We start from the raw sequence: 18,027 nt of genomic DNA, 5'->3' as shown, positions 1-18,027 counted from the left end.
GGTGTGGTTCAGCCGATCTGCGCGTTCTTGGAGACGGTCGCCTGGTCGATGTCGGAGGTCCGCACGGTCACGGCGACCTTCCAGTCGCCCGCCATGGGGATCTGCACTCCGCTCGCGGCCCAGTGGCCGGTGGTGATGTGGTCCGGGGTCACGGGGAGCGGTCCGATCTTCCTCGCCGTGAGGGTGAGGGCGACCTTCACCTCGGGGACGTCGAAGGCGCGTCCGTTGGGCCGCTGGACGTAGACGTGCATCTCGTTGCCGCCCACGCGCGCGGGGTCGAAGTCGATCCGGACCAGGCCCTTGCCGTCGGTGCCGCCGGTGGCGAAGGGCATGTCCAGGGTCAGTGCGCCGGACGAGGACGACGAGGAGCTGGAGGACGACGAGGAGGCCGCCCTGGCGTCCAGCTCGGTGCGGCCGGGCTCGGTCTGGGTCAGCCAGGTGGTGACGGCGAGCAGCACGACCGCGACGCCCGCCTCGGTGAGCACCGAGCGGCGCAGCCCGAAGCGGTTCGGGTCGGCGTCCCGCTGCCGCTTCTGCCGGGCGGTGTCCACCGCGGCCCGCTGCCGGGCGAGCTGGGCGGCGCGCTCGCCGTCGTCCGGGGCGGCGTCCTGGCCGGCGGACGCCGGTGCGGAGACGGGTTCCTTCGCGGGCTGCTCGGTGTGTCCGGCTTCGGTGACCGGGTCCGTGAGCCGTCCCGTCCATCGCCGGGAGATCCAGGCGATGCCGACCAGCAGGGCCACCAGTGCGATCTTGACCAGCAGCAGTTGCCCGTACCGGGTCTCGGTGAACGCCGGCCAGGAGCCGAGCTGCCGCCAGGACTGGTAGGTGCCGGTGGCGACCAAGGTGAGGACGGAGACGAAGGCGAGGCGGGAGAAGCGGTGGACGGCGGCGGCCTCGACCGGGGTGTCCGCGGGCGCCCGGTACAGGGCGACGAGCAGGGCGGTGAGGCCGCCCAGCCAGGCGGCGACGGCCAGCAGGTGCAGCACGTCGACGGGCATGGCGATGCCGGGCTGGAGTCCGGTGGAGGCGTGCTCGGCCATGGCCCAGCTCGCCGCGAGTCCGGCGGCGACGACCACTCCGCCGACGGTCAGCCCGAAGGTCAGGTCACGCTTCTCCTCGGCCTCCTCCCGCCGGTCGTAGGCGCCGAAGAGGACGGCGATGAACAGCGCGGCGGCGGCGAGCAGCAGCAGCCGTGAGACCAGCGCGGCGCCGGGCTTGGTCTGCAGCACCTGGCCGAGCAGGTCCAGGTCGAAGACGTCGCCGAACTTCCCCGAGGAGGTGTAGGAGCCGCGCAGGAGCAGCAGCCAGAGCGTGGACGCGGTGAGCGTCAGCCAGCCGCCGACCACCAGCCGCTGCAGGGCCCGTACGCCCGAGCCGCGCTGCCAGCAGGCCAGCACGAAGGCGGCGCCGCCCGCCAGCACGATGAAGCCGGCGTAGGAGACGTACCGTCCCAGGGAGTAGAGCCGGCCGACGGCCGTGTCGCCCGTTGTTGTGCCGACGCCGGAGACGACGGTCTGCGAGGGCGCCCCGACGGAGAAGGTGTAGGCACCGGCGACCGGGTGGCTGTCCGCCGAGACGACCTGGTAGCCGACCGTGTAGGTGCCCTTGGCCAGGCCGCTCTTGAGTTTCACGGCGTACGTGGTCCCGCTCACGTTGACCGGCGAGCCGACCTGGACCTTCGCGCCCTTGGGGTCGAGGACCTGCAGCGAGTCGTCGTTCATGGCCACCTTCTCGGAGAAGGTGAGCGACACCTGGGTGGGTGCCTTGTCGACCACCACCCCCTGCGCGGGGTCGCTGCCGGTCAGCGCGGCGTGCGCGGCGGCCGGACCCGCGCCCGCGAGCAGCGCGCCGGTGACGGCGATGAGCAGCAGCACCAGGGTGCGCAGGCGGGGGGTGATGGTCCGCGTCAAGGTGGTCCCTCCCTCAGTGTCCGGTCGACGGGTTGTACGTGGCGGACTTCACCGGCATCTCGACGGTGAGGGGCCCGGATTCGGCGAACGTGAGCTTCAGGGTCACGTGCTGGCCCTGCTTCGGCGTGCGCTTCAGCTCCTCGAACATCAGGTGGTTGGCGCCGCTTCGGAAGACCAGCCGGCCGTGGGCGGGTATCGAGAAGGAGGTCTTCTCCCGCATGGCTCCGGCGACGGTGCTGTGCATGGTGACCCGGCCGGCGACGTCGCTGCTGACCGAGGTCAGCGCGTCCTTGGCGCCGCCCTGGTTGGTGATCGTCAGGAACCCGGCGGCCATATCGGCGGAGACCGGCTGGGGCATGTACACCGAATTCACGGACAGCTCGGCCTTCGAGGTGCCCGAGCCGGAGTCCGGTCCCGGACCGGAGCCGCAGCCCGTGAGGGCCAGGGCGCCGGCGAGGGCGGCCGCCGGCAGGACGGCACGCCTCACGGCTTGGCTCCCTCGACGAGCTTGGGCAGGTCCTTGGTGTAGTCGTCGACGGTGGTGTCCTCGCCGTAGAGGACGTAGCCGCCGTCGGTCTTCGGCGAGAAGGCGATGACCTGGGTGCCGTGCACCGAGACGACCTTGCCGTTCTTGTCCTTCGTCGTCGGCTCGATGGAGATGCCCAGCGAGCGGGCGCCGGCCTGGATGGTGGCGAAGTCGCCGGTCAGGCCGGTGAACTGGGGGTCGATGCCCTTGAGCCACTTGCCCAGCTCGGCGGGGGTGTCGCGGTCGGGGTCGGTGGTGACGAAGACGACCCTGAGATCGTTCTGCTCGGCCTTGGGCAGCGCCTTCTTGGCGACGGCGATGTTGCTCATCGTCGTCGGGCAGATGTCGGGGCAGTGCGTGTAGCCGAAGTAGACCAGGGTGGGGTGGCCCTTGGTCTCGGCGCGCAGGTCGTACTTCTTGCCGTGCGTGTCGGTCAGGACCAGGTCCGGCTTCACGAACGGCTGGTCGAGGATGGTCGCGGCCTTGCCCGAGTCGGACTCCTCGGAGACCACGGAGACCGGTGATGTGGTGTCGTCACCGCTGCCGCAGGCGGAGAGGGTCAGGGAGGCGGCGGCGAGCAGCGCGGCCGCGGCGAACGTCTTCTTGCGCATAGAAAAATTTCCCAGATGTGAGAACTCCGGCGCGCACCGGGGGTCGTACGAAAGGGTCGCACGACCCCCGGTGCGCGTGCGGAACGGTGATCAGGCGGTCCGGCGGCGGCCCGCGAGGACGCCGTAGGCCACGCCCGCGGCACCGATGACGATGCCGACCACGCCGAGCACGCGCGCGGTGGTGTCGCTGCCGCCCTTCGCGTCCTCGTCGGCGGCCGCGGTCTGCCCGCTCTTGCTGTCGGTCTTGTCGGCCGCGTTGTCGGCGGCGGCCGAGGTGCCGTGGTGGTCGTCGGTGGCGGCGGACAGCTCCAGCACCGGGGCCGGGTTGTCGGGCTCGTCCTGGCCCTCCTGCGGCACCTCGATCCAGCGCACGACCTCCTTGTCGGAGTACGTCTGGACCGCCTTGAACACGAGCTGGTCGGTGTCCTCGGGCAGGGCGCCGATGGAGAGCGGGAACTTCTGGAAGTAGCCGGGCTCGACGCCCTTGCCGTCGGCGGTCCAGGTGACCTTGGTGACGGCCTCGTCGATCTTCTCCCCGTGCATGGTCAGCGGCTTGTCCAGCTTGGACTTGGTGACCTTCACGTTCCAGCCGGGCAGCGGCTGGGGCATGACCGAGGCCAGCGGGTGGTCGGCGGGGAAGTTCACCTCGAGCTTGACGGTCGAGGCGTCGTCGCGCTCGTTGGGGACCTTGAAGTCGACGACCGCGTAGCCGCCCTTGGCCGCGGGTCCTTCGGGCTGCACGCTGACGTGCGCGAAGGCGGTGCCGGACAGGGCGAGGACGGCCGAGCCCGCGACGGCGGTGGCGGCGGCGATACGAGAAGCCTTCATGGCAGGGAGCACTCCACTTCGGGGTGGGTTCCGGTGGTGATCGGGAGTACGCGTGCGCGTGGCGGTGCCGTTCGCTGTGCCACTGGGTGATGTGCGCACGCGCGCGTGCCGCACGACGGCGGCCCCTCCCGTCCGGCTCGTCCGTTTCGGGCTCCGGTGCGGGGGTGCTCGCGTCGTGTCAGGCGGCGAGGAGGAACGCGGCGGCGGGCGGGCCGCGCCGGATCACCGTGTGCTGGAGTTCGGTGGTGTGCGGGGCGGGCGGTTCGTCGCGGGCGGCGCGGCGGGCGCGCGGGCGCGGTCCGGCCGCGGGCAGCAGCCCGGCGCACAGTGCGCGGGTCAGCGCGAGCGCGGCGCGCAGGGAGCGCACGAGCGCCCCCTCCGTGACTCCGTGCGCCGACAGCTCGATCAGCCGCAGCACGGCCAGATCGCCCCGGCGCAGCAGCCAGCCGGTCACGACGGCCGCGACGATGTGACCGAGGACCATCGGCACGGAGGGCAGCAGCGCCGCCGGCGTGCCGCCGGAGCCGCCGGTCATGTGGTGCATGGCCGGCATGGCGCCCGCCGGATCGCCCGAGGAGTCGATGAGGTGCGCGTCGAGCAGGAGCCGGTAGGCGTGTCCGGGGGTGAGCGCCGAGGCGCTGGACCCGCACAGCAGCCGGGCGGCCCGCTCGACGAGCGCGCCGTCGCTCGCCGGCGTGCTCATCGGGCCCATGGACATCGCGGCCGCGGTCCCGTGCTGCCCCAGTCCGAACAGCGTGTGCAGCACGGTCTGGCCGAGCGCGAGGACCGCGACGATGCCGGGCAGCGAGCGCGCGCGCCCGGCGAGCGGTGCCACGAGCAGCAGGGAGCCCAGGAATCCCGCGCCGAGCGTCCACAGGGGCAGCCGCGCGCAGGAGGCCAGTGTGTGCCCGGCCGCGGCCAGCACGACACAGACCGCGGCGAACACCGCGGCCCGTAGCATCCGGAGCCCGGCTCCGGGGGGTGCCGTGCGGGGGTGGGGGGCAGTCATGGCGGGGTCATCATCGCACTGGACCCGCCCGCGCCACGCGGCAGGTCGCCGGATTCGGTCACCGTGGGTACGCCGCCGACATGGCCGGAAGATCCCATTCCGCCGGAATCGGATCTTCCATACATCGTTTTCGTCCGGAACACATCGTCCCTATGGGCGGTGTCACGTGAACGGTGTGCTTACGGCCGGGCACGCGCGGCAATAGGTAACGGTATGTCGAGCCGCGGCCAGGAGGCTGGAGCATGAGCATCTGGTGGTCACTCCATCTGCGTCGCGAGGCCGCCAGCGTCCCGCTCGCGCGCCGGCTGCTCATCGGCACGATGGAGACCGCGGGCGTGGACCCGGACGTCTCCTACGACCTGTCCGTCGCCCTCAGCGAGGCCTGCGCCAACGCCGTCGAGCACGGTGGGGACGGCGCGTCCGCAGGCTGTTCGGAGGCGTACCGGGTGACCGCCTACCTCGACGGTGAGAAGTGCCGGATCGAGGTGGCCGATTCGGGGCCCGGTTTCTCCGTCGCCCAGGATCTCCGGCCCGCGCAGTCGGACGCGGAGCACGGCCGCGGGCTCTGTCTGATCAGGGAACTCGCCGATCACGTGCACATCGGCGGCAAGCCGGGGCGGGGTGGGACCGTGGTCAGCTTCGACAAGATCCTCAAGTGGAAGCGGGACCCGTCCCTGCTCACAGCATGACGGGAGCCGATCCGGTCCCGCGCGGCCAGGGGTGCCGCCCCGGCGTGAAACCGTGCGCACCCGGAGTCCTGGGAGCCGGTCCGGCCGGAGGCCCGCCGCACCGCCGATGGCCGGGCACCCCTGCGGGTGCCCGGCCATCGGCGGCTCGTTGGTGCGGTCAGCCCTTCAGGGCCGCCATCCACGTCTCGACCTCGTCGGAGCGGCGCGGCAGGCCCGCCGAGAGGTTCCGGTTGCCGTCCTCGGTGACGAGGATGTCGTCCTCGATGCGGACGCCGATGCCCCGGTACTGCTCCGGGACCGTCAGGTCGTCGGCCTGGAAGTACAGGCCCGGCTCGACGGTGAGGACCATGCCCGGCTCCAGCGTGCCGTCCACGTAGGTCTCGGTACGGGCGGCCGCGCAGTCGTGGACGTCCATGCCGAGCATGTGACCCGTGCCGTGCAGCGTCCAGCGGCGCTGCAGGCCCAGTTCGAGGACGCGCTCGACCGGGCCCTCGACCAGGCCCCACTCGACGAGCCGCTCGGCGAGCACGCGCTGGGCGGCGTCGTGGAAGTCACGGAACTTGGCGCCCGGCTTCACGGCCGCGATGCCGGCCTCCTGGGCCTCGTACACGGCGTCGTAGATCTTCTTCTGGATCTCGCTGTAGGTGCCGTTGACGGGCAGCGTGCGCGTGACGTCGGCGGTGTACAGCGTGTGCGTCTCCACACCGGCGTCCAGCAGGAGCAGGTCGCCGGAGCGCACCGGGCCGTCGTTGCGCACCCAGTGCAGCGTGCAGGCGTGCGGGCCGGCCGCGCAGATGGAGCCGTAGCCGATGTCGTTGCCCTCCACGCGCGCGCGGAGGAAGAACGTGCCCTCGATGTAGCGCTCGCTCGTCGCCTCGGCCTTGTCGAGGACCTTCACCACGTCCTCGAAGCCGCGGACCGTGGAGTCGACGGCCTTCTGCAGCTCGCCGACCTCGAACTCGTCCTTGACCAGCCGGGCCTCGGAGAGGAAGACGCGCAGCTCCTCGTCGCGCTCGGCGGTGACCTTGTCGGTCAGGGCGGCCTCGATGCCGGCGTCGTGGCCGCGCACGACCCGCACCGGGCCGGTGGCCTCGCGCAGCGCGTCGGCCAGCTCACGCACGTCGGCGGCCGGGATGCCGTAGAGCGCCTCGGACTCGGTGAGCGAGTGGCGGCGGCCCACCCACAGCTCGCCCTGGCCGGACAGCCAGAACTCGCCGGTCTCGCGGTCGGAGCGGGGCAGGAGGTAGATCGTCTCCTTGTGCCCGCCGGCGGTGGGCTCCAGGACGAGGACACCGTCCTCGGTCTGGTTGCCGGTGAGGTAGGCGTACTCGACGGAGGCGCGGAAGGCGTACTCCGTGTCGTTCGAGCGGGTCTTCAGGTTGCCCGCGGGGACGACCAGACGCTCGCCGGGGAAGCGCGCGGAGAGCGCGGCGCGGCGGCGCGCGGTCTCGGCGGCCTGCGGGACGGGCCGCAGATCACGCATCTCCGTGTCGGCCCACCCGGACTGCATGTTCTCGGCCAGCTCGTCGGAGACGCCCGGGTACAGGCCGTTCTTCCGCTGCTTGATGGGCTCCTCGGCCTCGGCTTCCGGACCCGCTGCGGTAGCAGCCTCGTCGGTGACAGCCGGGTTGAGCTCGTCGGCCACGTGATCCTCCTCGATACGCCATGTGATCTCCCCCGGGGCCCGCGACGCTCCTGCTTGTGGCCGAGCGGGGACCTCCATCATCGTACGGTCGCACCGGAAGGGGCCCGGGGCCGGAACGGCTGTTATGGCCGGTCATGCCGACCGGTCCGGGCCCGGCCACGCCGGGTGACGGCGGTGCTCAGTCGAAGCGGGCGGCGAGCAGGACCACGTCCTCCGGGCTGTCCGCCGTGTCCCGGCCGTCCGGCAGCACGGTCCGCAGCACGTGGTCGGTGACCGCCTCGGGGTCGTGGCGCAGCGCGCGCGGGATGCTCGCGGCCGCCGCGTGCAGCCGGGCGAAGGCGCGGTCCATCGGGTCGCCGGTACGGTGCAGCAGCCCGTCGGTGTAGAGCAGGACGGTGTCTCCCGCCTCGGCCTGGACCTCCACGCTGGGCGCCTCCCAGCAGGCGAGCATGCCGAGCGGCGCGGAGACGGAGGTCTCGGCGAACTCGGTGCGCCGTTCGCCGATCAGCAGCGGCGGGCTGTGCCCGGCACCGGCCAGGGTGACCCGGCGCAGCGCCGGTTCGCAGTAGGCGAACAGCGCGGTGGCCGAACGCGCGGGCTCGGTCAGCCGCAGCAGCAGCTCCAGGTCGGACAGCACGGCGACCGGATCCTCGCCCTCCATCACGGCGTAGGCCCGCAGGGAGGCGCGCAGCCGGCCCATGGCGGCCACCGCGCTGGGCCCGGATCCGGTGACGGAGCCGACGGAGAGGCCGAGGGCGGCGTCGGGCAGGGGCAGCGCGTCGTACCAGTCGCCGCCGCCGCGCGGGGAGGTGCGGTGCCGGGCGGCGAGCTGGACGCCGGCCACCCGGGGCAGCCGGGACGGGAGCAGTTCCTCGGTGATGGTGGCCATGCACGCGCGCGTGCGCTCGACTTCCAGCAGCCGGGCCAGGTGCTCCGAGGCGTGCCGGACGTAGAGGCCGGCCAGGTGGCGGCGGCGCTCGTCCGGTTCGGCGGGCTCGTCGTAGAGCCAGACGGCGGCACCCAGGTGACCGGCCGGCCCGGTGGACAGGGGCAGGGCGTAGCTGGCGGCGTAGCCGAGGCGCGCGGCCACCTCGCGGTGGCGGGGGTCCAGACCGTCCTCGGCGAAGAGGTCGGGGTGGGCGATCCCGTCGTGCGCGCCGGTGCCCCGGCCGGCGTCGAGGAGGGTGCCGTGGGGCAGGGCGTCACGCGGCACGGTCTCCAGGTGGCCGAGATCGGCGCGGCCGAGACCGAGGCCGGCGGTGGTGCGGGGACCGAGCCCGTCGGCGGGCTCCAGGGCGACCAGGCCGCGGCGGGCGCCGACGAGGGCGGAACCGGCGCGCAGCAGCTCCTGGAGGGCGGGCTCGAGCGCGTTCGTCGCGGACAGGCGTTCGGTCAGTTCGTGGAGGGTCGTGAGGTCCGACACCCAGCCGGCCAGCCGGTCCTGGAGCAGCGTCCCGGGGGCGGGACCGGTGGGAGCGGGGGTGCTTCTGACCGGAGCCGCGGCGTCCGGGGCGTGGGCGGCGTCCGGGGCGTGGGGTGCGGGCGCGACAGTGTGTGCGGGTGTGGGAACCGTTGGATCGATTCCGGCCACTTTCGGCGGATGGGGGGCGCTCATGGCGTCCGGCCTTCAGACCGGTGCGTATTGCTCAGAAGCATCGCAAACCCCCATGTCATTCTGCGCCGCTAGCAGTGTCTCCACATGTACACGCACTCGTGAGGGGATGTCCAGCATTGTCCTGCGAGGATTCCTGGTGTCCATGGGTTTGAAGTGGCTTTCTCTCGAAACCCTTGCCTTACTACCAAGTTGGCCTAAAACTGCCTCGGGTGACGGCTCTTTGCGGTCGACTGGCGTCGTTCCACGGAGCGTCACAACGGTCGTGATGGGTACGTACTCGATGAAGGCCAGGGGTGGTTGGGGGCCACCTGGAACCTGGCGCCGGACCCGGACGTCATAACCATCGACGGCCGAGCCCCATCCTCCCGTGGCGGAGGCGGAGAGAAACACGCGCGACGGCAAAACGCCATACTTCGCCACCCCCGCGCCGCACCCGTGCTCCGATGGACGCACTGAGGACGCGGCCGACGATCGACCCCTGGGGTCCCCCTGCCGTGCGCGGGGGTGTGATGCGCCAACAGGTACGCACAGTGCAGTGATCGACACATGGTGTGATGTGGTCCACGGTGTTGCCAGCGGTGCAACGGAAAGGAACGAGCGCTCATGCGCGAGATCCTCGGAAGGCGACGCAGGCTCCTGTCCAGGCGGAACGACGGGAGGCCTGAGCCGATCAGCGCGGCCCTGACCTTCGCGGCGGAATGGCAGTGGCCGGTACTCCCGGGTGTGGCTTCGGACCCGCAGGGCCGGGCGCGCTGCGCCTGCCCGGACCCGGAGTGCACGGTGCCCGGCGCCCACCCCTTCGACCCCGGTCTGCTCGCGGCCACGACCGACGCGCGCATGGTGCGCTGGTGGTGGAACAACCGGCCGGCCGCGCCGATCGTCCTCGCCACCGGCGGTACGGCGCCCTGCGCGGTCAGCCTGCCGGCGCCCGCGGCGGCCCGCGCCCTGGACCTCCTCGACCGGCGGGGCATGCGGCTCGGCCCGGTGGTCGCCTCGCCCACCCGCTGGGCGGTGCTCGTCAAGCCGTACTCCATGGAGCAGCTCGGCGAACTGCTCTACGCCAAGGACTTCGTGCCCGGTTCCCTGCGTTTCCACGGGGAGGGCGGCTACATCGCCCTGCCGCCGTCCGAGACCGGTCAGGGCGCCGTCCGCTGGGAGCGTGCCCCGCTGCCCGGCTCGGCCTCGCCCTGGGTGCCCGACGTGGAGGCGGTGGTGGACGCCGTGGTCGACGCCCTCACTCGTACGGGTGTGAGCGCACCCGAGTTGTAGGAGTGTCCGGCGCGGACACGGCTTCCGCCCGCCCGCGATCGTTATCTTCCGCTACATGCTGCGCATTTCTGGGGGCGGCCGCACACGGTCGCCGCACCGCGGCGGGCCCGACTCCCGAAGGCTTCGTCTGCTCGCCCTGGCGGGCATCGTGGTGGCCGTGATCGCACTGCCGCTGGCCGTGGCGTCCACGGGACAGGTGGGCGACGCCGCGGCGCCCCGGCGGGCGGGCGGCCGGGACGGCGCCGGCGGCGACGCGAAGGTGCCCTCCGCCGCACCCTCGCGCTCGCCCCGGCTGCTCGGCCTCGGGCTGGCCACCGCGACCCGCTGCGGGCCGGAACTCTCCTCCGCGGAGGGCGTCGAGGCGCAGACCTGTGTGCTGACCCAGGGCGAGGACACCTGGGCGCGCACCTATTACCGCAATGCCACCGGTGAAGCCATGGAACCCGTGCTGAGCATGATGGGACCCGGCGGCCGGACCGTGCAGATCCACTGCGCCACCGGCTCCGAAGACGAGCCCGCCACCTGCGAGACGCCCCGTGAGCACACCCGGGGCGCACTGGACGGCTACACGGCCGTCACCGAGTTCGCCGTGCGTGGCTCCGACGAGCCGCTGCTGCTGCGCTCGGGCAGCAACTCCGAACTGACACAAGGCAGTTGACGCATCGCGGCGGACTGTCCGCCGGATGCGGACATGGAAAGGCCCGGTTGCTGGCGACGGGGGATGCACCAGCAACCGGGCTACTGGAACGGTAACAAGAGATCGGCTGTTCGCAAATTCGATCTCGGCTATTCGGACACCGATCCCACTGTCGTGCCGGGCAGTTGTGACAGGAGTCACCTGATGCCGGTTCCGCCGTCACGGCTGACCGGTCGGTCAGCCGTGGGACGGGCGCCGTGGCACGTCAGCTGAGCGTGACCTGCCGGTTGGTCAGTCCGCCGCGGGCCCGGCGCTCCTCGGGGGTGAGCGGCTCCCCGGACGCGAGGGCGGCGGCGAGCCGCTCGGCGAACTCTGCGGCCGGCTTCTCCACGTCCTCGGCCGTGACCCCGCTCGGCAGGTCCCAGACCGGCACCGTGAGCCCGTGAGCACGGAAGGAGCCCACCAGCCGGGTGCCCTCGCCGAGGCTGGACCGGCCCGCCGCGTGCAGCCGGGCGAGAGCGTCCAGAAGCTGCTCCTCCGGGTGCGGCATGACCCAGCGCAGGTGGTTCTTCTCCGGGGTCTCGCACCAGTACGCGGCGTCCACGCCGGACAGCTTCACGGTCGGGATGGCGGCGGCGTTGGCCCGCTCCAGGGAGGCGGCCACCTCCGGCGTGGCGTTCTCCGCGTCCGGCACCCAGAACTCGAAGCCGCTGTGCACGACCGGCTCGAACGGGCCCTCCGGGTCGAGCAGCTCCTGCAGCCTGGGACCGTCGGCGGGCGCACGGCGGCCCTCCACCGGCGAACCCGGCGCCGCCTCGAGCGTGCGCCGGAGGGTGTCGGCGAGGTCGCGGCTGATGTCACCGGAGGGCGTGTCGTTCTGCAGGCCGAGCAGGACCGAGCCGTCGTCGCGGCGCAGCGCCGGCCAGGCCATCGGCAGCACCGTGGCCAGCGTGACCGAGGGGACCCCCTCGGGCAGGCCGCCGGCGAGGGGCAGTTCGACGGTGGCGGCCGGCACCAGTTCGCGCAGCGCCACCCAGTCGCACTCGCCCGGCAGCCCCTCGAACGGGCGGCGCACCAGCTCGGTCACGGCGTGCGCGGCGGCCCGGCCGTGACACGCCTTGTAGCGCCGGCCGCTGCCGCAGGGGCAGGGCTCGCGGGCGCCGACCACCGGGATGTCCCCGTTTGCCTGCTGCGGGCGCTTGGCCTTCGTCTGGGGTCGCTTCTTGGCCATCGTGGGGTCTCCCGGTTACGGCTCGTCTGGTACGGGCGGGAGCCTAGCCGTTCGCACCCTGACCCACGGGAACCTGTGGACAACGGACACGCGGGCGACGCCTACGGCGTACGGCCGCGGCCCGCCGACGGGTCGACCCGGGGCTCAGCCCAGTTCGTCGAACGCGTCCACGAAGTCCAGTTCGGCCATGGCCGGGACCGGGGACGCGGTGACGCGCGTAGCGAAACCCCCGCGCCGGCACCTGGCGTCCGGATCGTGAACGTCCTCGTGGACCACGGCCCAGACCGTCACCTCGCCCTGGGTGTCGTCCCGGACGCCCCAGTCGTCGGCGAGCGCCGTGATGATGTTCAGCCCGCGGCCGCCGTGCGCGGTGACCGACGGAGTGGCCGGGGCCGGGCGGGTCGGACCGCCGCCGTCCGTCACCTCGACGATGAGCCGCCCGCGCGCGTCCACCCTCCACGCGGCGCGCACGGCACCGTCCCCGGCCGGGGCGTCCCCGAGCGGCCGCCCGTGTTTGCAGGCGTTGCTCAAGAGCTCGGAAAGGATCAGTACGGCGTCGTCGACGACCGACTCCGGCACCCCGCCGCCGCGCAGTTGCGCTCGCATCCGGTGTCTCGCCTTCCCCACGCCCGCAGGGCCATGGGGAACGGCCATGCTCGACGACGTGGGCACCTCCTGTGCCACCACCAACGCCACCCCCGAGACCTCCTTCGCCCCACGCCACGGTGTGGATGCCCCAATGGCCTGTACCGGAAACCGGCCAGTCCTCTTCCGCTGACGCATTCGCAACGTCTGCACACACGGCGAATACGCCGGAGCACTCCCTGTGACGGGCCGGTTACTCTGTGGCTGGATTTCAAGGGTGTGGCCGAGAAGGGAGGATGCTGCAGTCCTCCGCCCGGGGTCAAGGGGCGCGCACCGGTTCCTCACCCGGCTTGCGCGGCCCGCGAACGGCGGCCCGTGCCCGGGCTCGCGTCTCCTTCCGTTCAGCGGCCCAGCCGGCGCAGCACCGCGCGCGGGCGGTTGGTGATGATTGCGTCGACGCCCAGTTCCGCGCACAGATCGATGTCCGCCGGCTCGTTCACGGTCCAGACGTGGACCTGGTGGCCGGCTCGTTTCAGCCGTTCCACATACGCCGGGTGGCTGCGCAGGATGCGGATCGAGGGGCCCGCGATGCGCACGCCCGCCGGGAGCCGCCCGTCGCGCAGCCGGGGTGAGACGAACTGCATCAGGTAGACCGCCGGCAGCGTCGGCGCGGCGGCGTGCACCCGGTGCAGCGAGCGCGCCGAGAAGCTCATGATCCGGACCGGCGACTCGGCGGCCGAGGCCGGCGCGTCCAGCCCGAACCGTTTCAGCAGATGCAGCAGCCGCTCCTCGACCTGGCCCGCCCAGCGCGTGGGGTGCTTGGTCTCGATGGCCAGCTCCACCCGCCGCCCGGAGTCCGCGACCAGTTCGAGCAGCCGCTCCAGGGTGAGCACGGAGGTGTCCGCCGGGTCCTCCGGCCGGTGCTCCCAGTCCGGCTCCTCGTCCCGTCCGCGCCAGGCCTCGCGGGTCTTCCAGCTGCCGAAGTCCAGGGCGGCGAGATCGGCGAGCTCCAGCGCGGACACGGCACCCCGGCCGTTGGAGGTCCGGTTCACCCGGCGGTCGTGGACGCAGACCAGATGACCGTCGGCGGTGAGCCGTACGTCGCATTCGAGGGCGTCCGCCCCGTCCTCGATCGCTTTCTTGTACGCGGCCAGGGTGTGCTCCGGCGCGTCCTCGGAGGCACCCCGGTGAGCGACGACCTGGATGGTGTGGTGTGGTGCGTGGGTCACCGCGTCATGGTGCCACCGACGCGGGGTACACGGGGCGGGCGCCGGTCGGTCCGGGCGGTGAGCGGTGGCATCCGTTCTGCACCTCGGTCAAACTTTTGCGAGAAATATCCTATATAAAGAGTGGCCCTGGACCCACAGCCACCGCTTATGGTGCTCTGACGGCCCATGGGAAAAGCTGACTGCATACAAGTGGAACACCGAAACACGCAGAGCTGTCGCACCGGGCCTTTGCCGCACGGGCGACCGGCGTGCACGCCACGACGGGCGTGCCTGAGCGAGTGTGTCCGAGTGCGACCTGGAACAACAGCCGTGGATCGAGGAGAAGAGCTGTGAGCACCGAGAACGAGGGCAACGCGGTACCCCCGGCCCCGTCCGCACCTCCCGTGCCGGTGGCATCTCCCGCTGCTTCCCCGCAGGGCCCCGCGCCCGACGGGGGTGCGCCGACGACTCCGCTGCCGCCGGTGCCCCAGGGCACCCCGGGCGCCCCGGGGCAGTACCCGGCACCCGCGGCGCAGACCCCCGCGGGCCCGCCGCACGGGGCTCCGGGTCCCGCCCCCGACGCCCACCAGCCCTACGGCGCCCCCGGCGCCCCGGCCGCCGACGGCTCCTGGCCGCCGCCCACCGCCACGCCCGCCTACGGCGACGGCGGCTCCGGCGGGGCGGCGGGCGCGGGCTGGGGCTCGTCGTACCAGCAGCCCGCGCCCAAGCCCCGCAACGGGCGCGGCGGGCTGGTCGCCGCGGTCCTGGTGGCCGCGCTGGTCGCGGGCGGCCTGGGCGGCGGAATCGGCTACACCCTGGCCAAGGACAACGACGGCTCCGGCTCCACCACCGTCTCCGCCTCCGACGGCGCCTCCCAGATCAAGCGTGCCCCCGGCACCATCGCCAACGTGGCCTCCAGCGCACTGCCCAGCACGGTCACCATCGAGGCGGAGAGCACCAGCGGCGAGGGCGGCACCGGAACCGGGTTCGTCTTCGACACCCAGGGCCACATCGTCACCAACAACCACGTGGTGGCCGAAGCGGTGGACGGCGGCAAGCTCTCCGCCACCTTCCCGAACGGCAGGAAGTACGACGCCGAGGTCGTCGGGCACGCCCAGGGGTACGACGTCGCCGTCATCAAGCTGAAGAACGCCCCCTCCGACCTCAAGCCGCTCGCCCTCGGCAACTCCGACAAGGTGGCCGTCGGTGACGAGACCATCGCCATCGGCGCTCCCTTCGGGCTGTCCAACACCGTCACCACGGGCATCATCAGCGCCAAGAACCGCCCGGTGGCCTCCAGCGACGGCAGCTCCTCCAGCAAGGCGTCGTACATGAGCGCCCTGCAGACCGACGCGTCGATCAACCCCGGCAACTCGGGCGGCCCGCTGCTGAGCGCCACCGGCGCGGTGATCGGCATCAACTCGGCGATCCAGTCCAGCAGCAGCGGCGGCCTCGGCTCCGGCCAGTCCGGTTCGATCGGCCTCGGCTTCGCGATCCCGATCAACCAGGCCAAGTACGTCGCCCAGCAGCTGATCAAGACCGGCAAGCCGGTCTACGCCAAGATCGGCGCGTCCGTGTCCCTGGAGGACTCCACGGCCGGCGCGAAGATCACCGACCAGGGCGCGTCCGGCTCCGCCGCGGTCGAGTCCGGCGGCCCGGCCGACAAGGCCGGCCTGAAGCCCGGCGACGTCATCACCAAGCTCGACGACCACGTGATCGACAGCGGCCCCACCCTGATCGGCGAGATCTGGACCCACAAGCCGGGCGACAAGGTCACGATCACCTACAAGCGGGGTGGCCAGGAGCACACGGTGGACCTCTCCCTCGGCTCCCGGGCCGGCGACAGCTGACGCTTCCACCCGGGGTGCCGCGCGGGAACCCCCGGCGGCACCCGGTGTACCCACGCCCCGGCGGCGGCCCGGTAATCTGTACGCGCGCCGCCGATCACGGGCGGCCGCGGGGAGGCGTGCCCGAGCGGCCTAAGGGAACGGTCTTGAAAACCGTCGTGGCAGCGATGTCACCGTGGGTTCAAATCCCACCGCCTCCGCACAGGTCATAGACAGTGCAGGTCAGAGAGGGTGCCCCGTTCATCGGGACACCCTCTCTGCGTGTCTCACCCTGAATCCCCGGTGTCCCGGCTCTGCTGGGACCGGGGACAGGGGGCTCACGCGGGCAGGTTCAGTTGCCAGGAGACGCCGAACCGGTCGTTGACCCAGCCGAACCTGGGGCTGAAGCCGTGGTTTCCGAGCGGCATGAGCGCGGTGCCCTGCTCGACGAGGGCCGCGTAGAGACGGTCGATCTCGGCCTCGTTCTCGCATTGCACGAAGAGGGAGATCGCGGGTGTGAAAGTGAATCCGTGTTTCACGGGGCTGTCGATGCACATGAATTGCTGGCCGCCGAGCGAGAACGTCGCGTGCTGCACGCTTCCGTCCTTCCCGGGGCCGTCGGAGCCGTAGCGGGTGATGCTGACGATTTCGGCGTCGTCGAAGAGGGAGGCGTAGAAGGTCATCGCCGCTTCCGCGTTTCCCTCGAACATCAGGAAGGTGGTGACCTTTTGGGACGACACGATCTCCATGCGGCTCGCTCCTTCGGCGCTGTCGGGCTGGCGACCGTGGCCACGTTAGCGCCGGCCCGGTGCGGGGCGGCCGCCTGCCGCGGGTTGTCCGCGGGTCGGTTCCAGGTCGTGGTACATGACATGCAGGCCGACCGGGCCCAGCGCCGGATGCCGGAACGCGCCGGGCACGGTGCCGATGACGGCGAACCCGAGACGCTGGTACAGCTTGAGCGCCGGTGTGTTGGAGGCCGCGACGGCGTTGAACTGCACGCCGGCGAATCCGTGACCGCGCGCCCAGTCCAGCAGGTATTCGCCCAGGGCCTGGCCGACGCCCCGGCCGCGTGCTTCCGGCGCGACCATGAAATTACCGCTGGCGATGTGCGAACCGGGCCCGGGCCGGTTGGGGTACATGTTGGAGGTGCCGATCACGCGCCGGCCCTCCACTGCCACCACGACATGTCCCGGCGGCGGTACCAGCCACAGGTCGCGCGCCTGCGCCTCGCTCTGGAGCGGGTCGTAGCAGAAGGTGTCCCCTTCGCGGATTATCCGCTCGATGATCGGCCAGGCCTGCGGCCAGTCGCTTTCCGCGAACGTCCGAATCTCCATCCGCGCGAGGCTAACCAATGTCGGATGCCCGTTCCATCGGTTATTTCCGGCGCCGGCATTCGGAAAGGCGACGCCCGGAAATCCTCAACGTGTGGGGCCGAGGTGCGCGCCGGCGCCCGAGGCCTCCAGGAGCACCTCGCCCGCCGCCGTGCGCACGTACAGCACCGAGCGGCCGGCCCGGCGCCGTTCCACCAGGCCGGCGTCCCGCAGCACCCGCAGGTGCCGGCCCACCGAGCCCAGGCCCTGGCCGGTCACGGCGACCAGTTGGGTCGTGCTCATGGGAGTGCCGAGCAGGGCGAGGAGCCCGGCGCGCGCGGTTCCGACGAGGGCGTCGAGGCCGGCCGGGACGGGCCGGTGGCCGTGGTCCTCGGCGAGCACACCGATACACGGGTAGACGACGGCGTACCGCTCCTGTCCTTCCCACGACACCCATCCGGTCCTCGGCGTCACCGGCATGAACAGCAGCTCGGCGCCGGCGGCGATCTCCCGCGGCGGATACGCGTTGAGGTTGACCTGGAACCGGCTCTCCCCGAGCCACCGTGTCCCCGGGCGGAGGGAGTCCAGCACGGCCGCCCAGCCGCCCTGGCCGACCCGCGCGGTCCGCGCGGCCACGTCGGCCTCCAGGACCCGCCGCCTGCGCCGCCAGTACGGTCGTACGGTCTCCTCCCACACGTACGTCAGGAGCGCGGCCGCCCGCTCGGGCAGGTCGTCGCGTTCCAGGGCGGCGGGCAGCGGGCCCCGCAGGGACACGCGGAGGTCGGCCCGCGCGTCCCCGGCCCCGGCCGTCCGCACCCGGGCCACGGTCTGCTCGAAGCTCTCCCCCACGCACGAGGTGGGGCAGAAGAAGTCGGCGATCCAGGACGCGCCGAGGGCCGCCCGTACGAGCGGCCCGGCCACCGGATCGGCCGCCAGGCGCGCGCGGTAGCCGGGCAGATGCTCGCGCAGCCAGGCCTCCTCGCCCGGATGGGCACCGGTCCCCGCGTGCAGCAGTTTCAGGCTCGCGAAGGTCTCGGCGAACGGCGAGAGCACGAACCGGCTGCGGGCGAGGGTGTCGGTGTCGATCTGCCACAAGCCCATGCGTACGACCTTTCGCGTGTCGGCGAA

General features: G+C 72.3%; 17 protein-coding genes and 1 tRNA gene. 5 read left to right on the top strand and 13 right to left on the bottom strand.

Translation table 11 applies throughout. From position 1 onward, the window contains the following. Positions 1 to 8 precede the first annotated feature (8 nt). From ABZ478_RS24690 to ABZ478_RS24670, 5 genes are all read right to left on the bottom strand, one after another. Positions 9 to 1,910 carry a copper resistance protein CopC gene (locus tag ABZ478_RS24690; RefSeq protein WP_359552780.1) on the bottom strand — a complete coding sequence of 634 codons (1,902 nt, stop codon included), beginning with the start codon at positions 1,908 to 1,910 and terminating at the stop codon, positions 9 to 11. Positions 1,911 to 1,923: 13 nt separating this feature from the next. Further along, complete coding sequence (locus ABZ478_RS24685; RefSeq protein ID WP_359552778.1) at positions 1,924 to 2,397, bottom strand: copper chaperone PCu(A)C; 474 nt, start codon at positions 2,395 to 2,397, stop codon at positions 1,924 to 1,926. Continuing rightward, positions 2,394 to 3,047 carry an SCO family protein gene (locus ABZ478_RS24680; protein ID WP_359552777.1) on the bottom strand — a complete coding sequence of 218 codons (654 nt, stop codon included), beginning with the start codon at positions 3,045 to 3,047 and terminating at the stop codon, positions 2,394 to 2,396. The genes ABZ478_RS24685 and ABZ478_RS24680 overlap by 4 nt, the downstream gene beginning before the upstream one ends. A gap of 90 nt (positions 3,048 to 3,137) precedes the next feature. After that, positions 3,138 to 3,875, bottom strand: a complete 738-nt coding sequence (locus ABZ478_RS24675) for a YcnI family protein (RefSeq protein WP_359552775.1) — start codon at positions 3,873 to 3,875, stop codon at positions 3,138 to 3,140. Between the two features lie 178 nt (positions 3,876 to 4,053). Further along, entirely contained in the window at positions 4,054 to 4,884 is an 831-nt protein-coding gene (locus ABZ478_RS24670) for a hypothetical protein (RefSeq protein WP_359552773.1), read from the bottom strand. A 242-nt stretch (positions 4,885 to 5,126) separates the two neighbouring features. Between ABZ478_RS24670 and ABZ478_RS24665 the strand changes: the two genes are divergently transcribed. Beyond that, positions 5,127 to 5,573 (top strand): ATP-binding protein, encoded by a 447-nt coding sequence (locus ABZ478_RS24665; protein WP_359552771.1) that lies wholly within the window; start codon positions 5,127 to 5,129, stop codon positions 5,571 to 5,573. Between the two features lie 157 nt (positions 5,574 to 5,730). Here ABZ478_RS24665 and ABZ478_RS24660 read toward each other — a convergent pair whose 3' ends face one another. Then, positions 5,731 to 7,218: an aminopeptidase P family protein gene (locus tag ABZ478_RS24660; protein WP_359552769.1), complete on the bottom strand. Its 1,488-nt coding sequence runs from the start codon at positions 7,216 to 7,218 to the stop codon at positions 5,731 to 5,733. A gap of 178 nt (positions 7,219 to 7,396) precedes the next feature. Continuing rightward, complete coding sequence (locus ABZ478_RS24655) at positions 7,397 to 8,833, bottom strand: PP2C family protein-serine/threonine phosphatase (RefSeq protein ID WP_359552767.1); 1,437 nt, start codon at positions 8,831 to 8,833, stop codon at positions 7,397 to 7,399. A gap of 603 nt (positions 8,834 to 9,436) precedes the next feature. Here ABZ478_RS24655 and ABZ478_RS24650 point away from each other — a divergent pair. Both ABZ478_RS24650 and ABZ478_RS24645 read left to right on the top strand, forming a co-directional pair. Next, entirely contained in the window at positions 9,437 to 10,102 is a 666-nt protein-coding gene (locus tag ABZ478_RS24650) for a bifunctional DNA primase/polymerase (RefSeq protein ID WP_359552765.1), read from the top strand. Positions 10,103 to 10,157: 55 nt separating this feature from the next. Further along, on the top strand, positions 10,158 to 10,760 hold the full coding sequence (locus ABZ478_RS24645) for a hypothetical protein (RefSeq protein ID WP_359552763.1): 603 nt from the start codon (positions 10,158 to 10,160) through the stop codon (positions 10,758 to 10,760). 244 nt (positions 10,761 to 11,004) lie between these two features. On the opposite strand, the gene ABZ478_RS24640 is transcribed toward ABZ478_RS24645, so the two are convergent. From ABZ478_RS24640 to ABZ478_RS24630, 3 genes are all read right to left on the bottom strand, one after another. Then, positions 11,005 to 11,970 (bottom strand): DUF5926 family protein, encoded by a 966-nt coding sequence (locus ABZ478_RS24640; RefSeq protein WP_359552761.1) that lies wholly within the window; start codon positions 11,968 to 11,970, stop codon positions 11,005 to 11,007. Between the two features lie 144 nt (positions 11,971 to 12,114). After that, the gene (locus ABZ478_RS24635) at positions 12,115 to 12,753 is read right to left on the bottom strand and encodes an ATP-binding protein (RefSeq protein ID WP_359552759.1); all 639 of its coding nucleotides are present in this window, start codon (positions 12,751 to 12,753) and stop codon (positions 12,115 to 12,117) included. Between the two features lie 203 nt (positions 12,754 to 12,956). Beyond that, positions 12,957 to 13,784, bottom strand: a complete 828-nt coding sequence (locus ABZ478_RS24630; protein WP_359552757.1) for a glycerophosphodiester phosphodiesterase — start codon at positions 13,782 to 13,784, stop codon at positions 12,957 to 12,959. Between the two features lie 329 nt (positions 13,785 to 14,113). On the opposite strand from ABZ478_RS24630, the gene ABZ478_RS24625 reads away from it, so the two are divergent. Together ABZ478_RS24625 and ABZ478_RS24620 are read left to right on the top strand one after the other, a co-directional pair. Further along, positions 14,114 to 15,613: a trypsin-like peptidase domain-containing protein gene (locus ABZ478_RS24625; protein ID WP_359552755.1), complete on the top strand. Its 1,500-nt coding sequence runs from the start codon at positions 14,114 to 14,116 to the stop codon at positions 15,611 to 15,613. A 110-nt stretch (positions 15,614 to 15,723) separates the two neighbouring features. Further along, a tRNA-Ser gene (locus tag ABZ478_RS24620) sits at positions 15,724 to 15,810 on the top strand. A 117-nt stretch (positions 15,811 to 15,927) separates the two neighbouring features. Here the strand turns inward: ABZ478_RS24620 and ABZ478_RS24615 are convergent. The 3 genes from ABZ478_RS24615 to ABZ478_RS24605 form a co-directional block, all read right to left on the bottom strand. Continuing rightward, entirely contained in the window at positions 15,928 to 16,338 is a 411-nt protein-coding gene (locus ABZ478_RS24615; RefSeq protein WP_359552753.1) for a VOC family protein, read from the bottom strand. Between the two features lie 45 nt (positions 16,339 to 16,383). After that, positions 16,384 to 16,923 (bottom strand): GNAT family N-acetyltransferase, encoded by a 540-nt coding sequence (locus ABZ478_RS24610; RefSeq protein WP_359552751.1) that lies wholly within the window; start codon positions 16,921 to 16,923, stop codon positions 16,384 to 16,386. Positions 16,924 to 17,007: 84 nt separating this feature from the next. Continuing rightward, complete coding sequence (locus ABZ478_RS24605) at positions 17,008 to 18,000, bottom strand: helix-turn-helix domain-containing protein (RefSeq protein WP_359552749.1); 993 nt, start codon at positions 17,998 to 18,000, stop codon at positions 17,008 to 17,010. Positions 18,001 to 18,027 lie beyond the last annotated feature (27 nt).

This window comes from Streptomyces sp. NPDC005706, from assembly GCF_040631045.1.
Lineage (GTDB): Bacteria > Actinomycetota > Actinomycetes > Streptomycetales > Streptomycetaceae > Streptomyces.
This window is presented reverse-complemented; position numbering and strand designations above follow the sequence as displayed.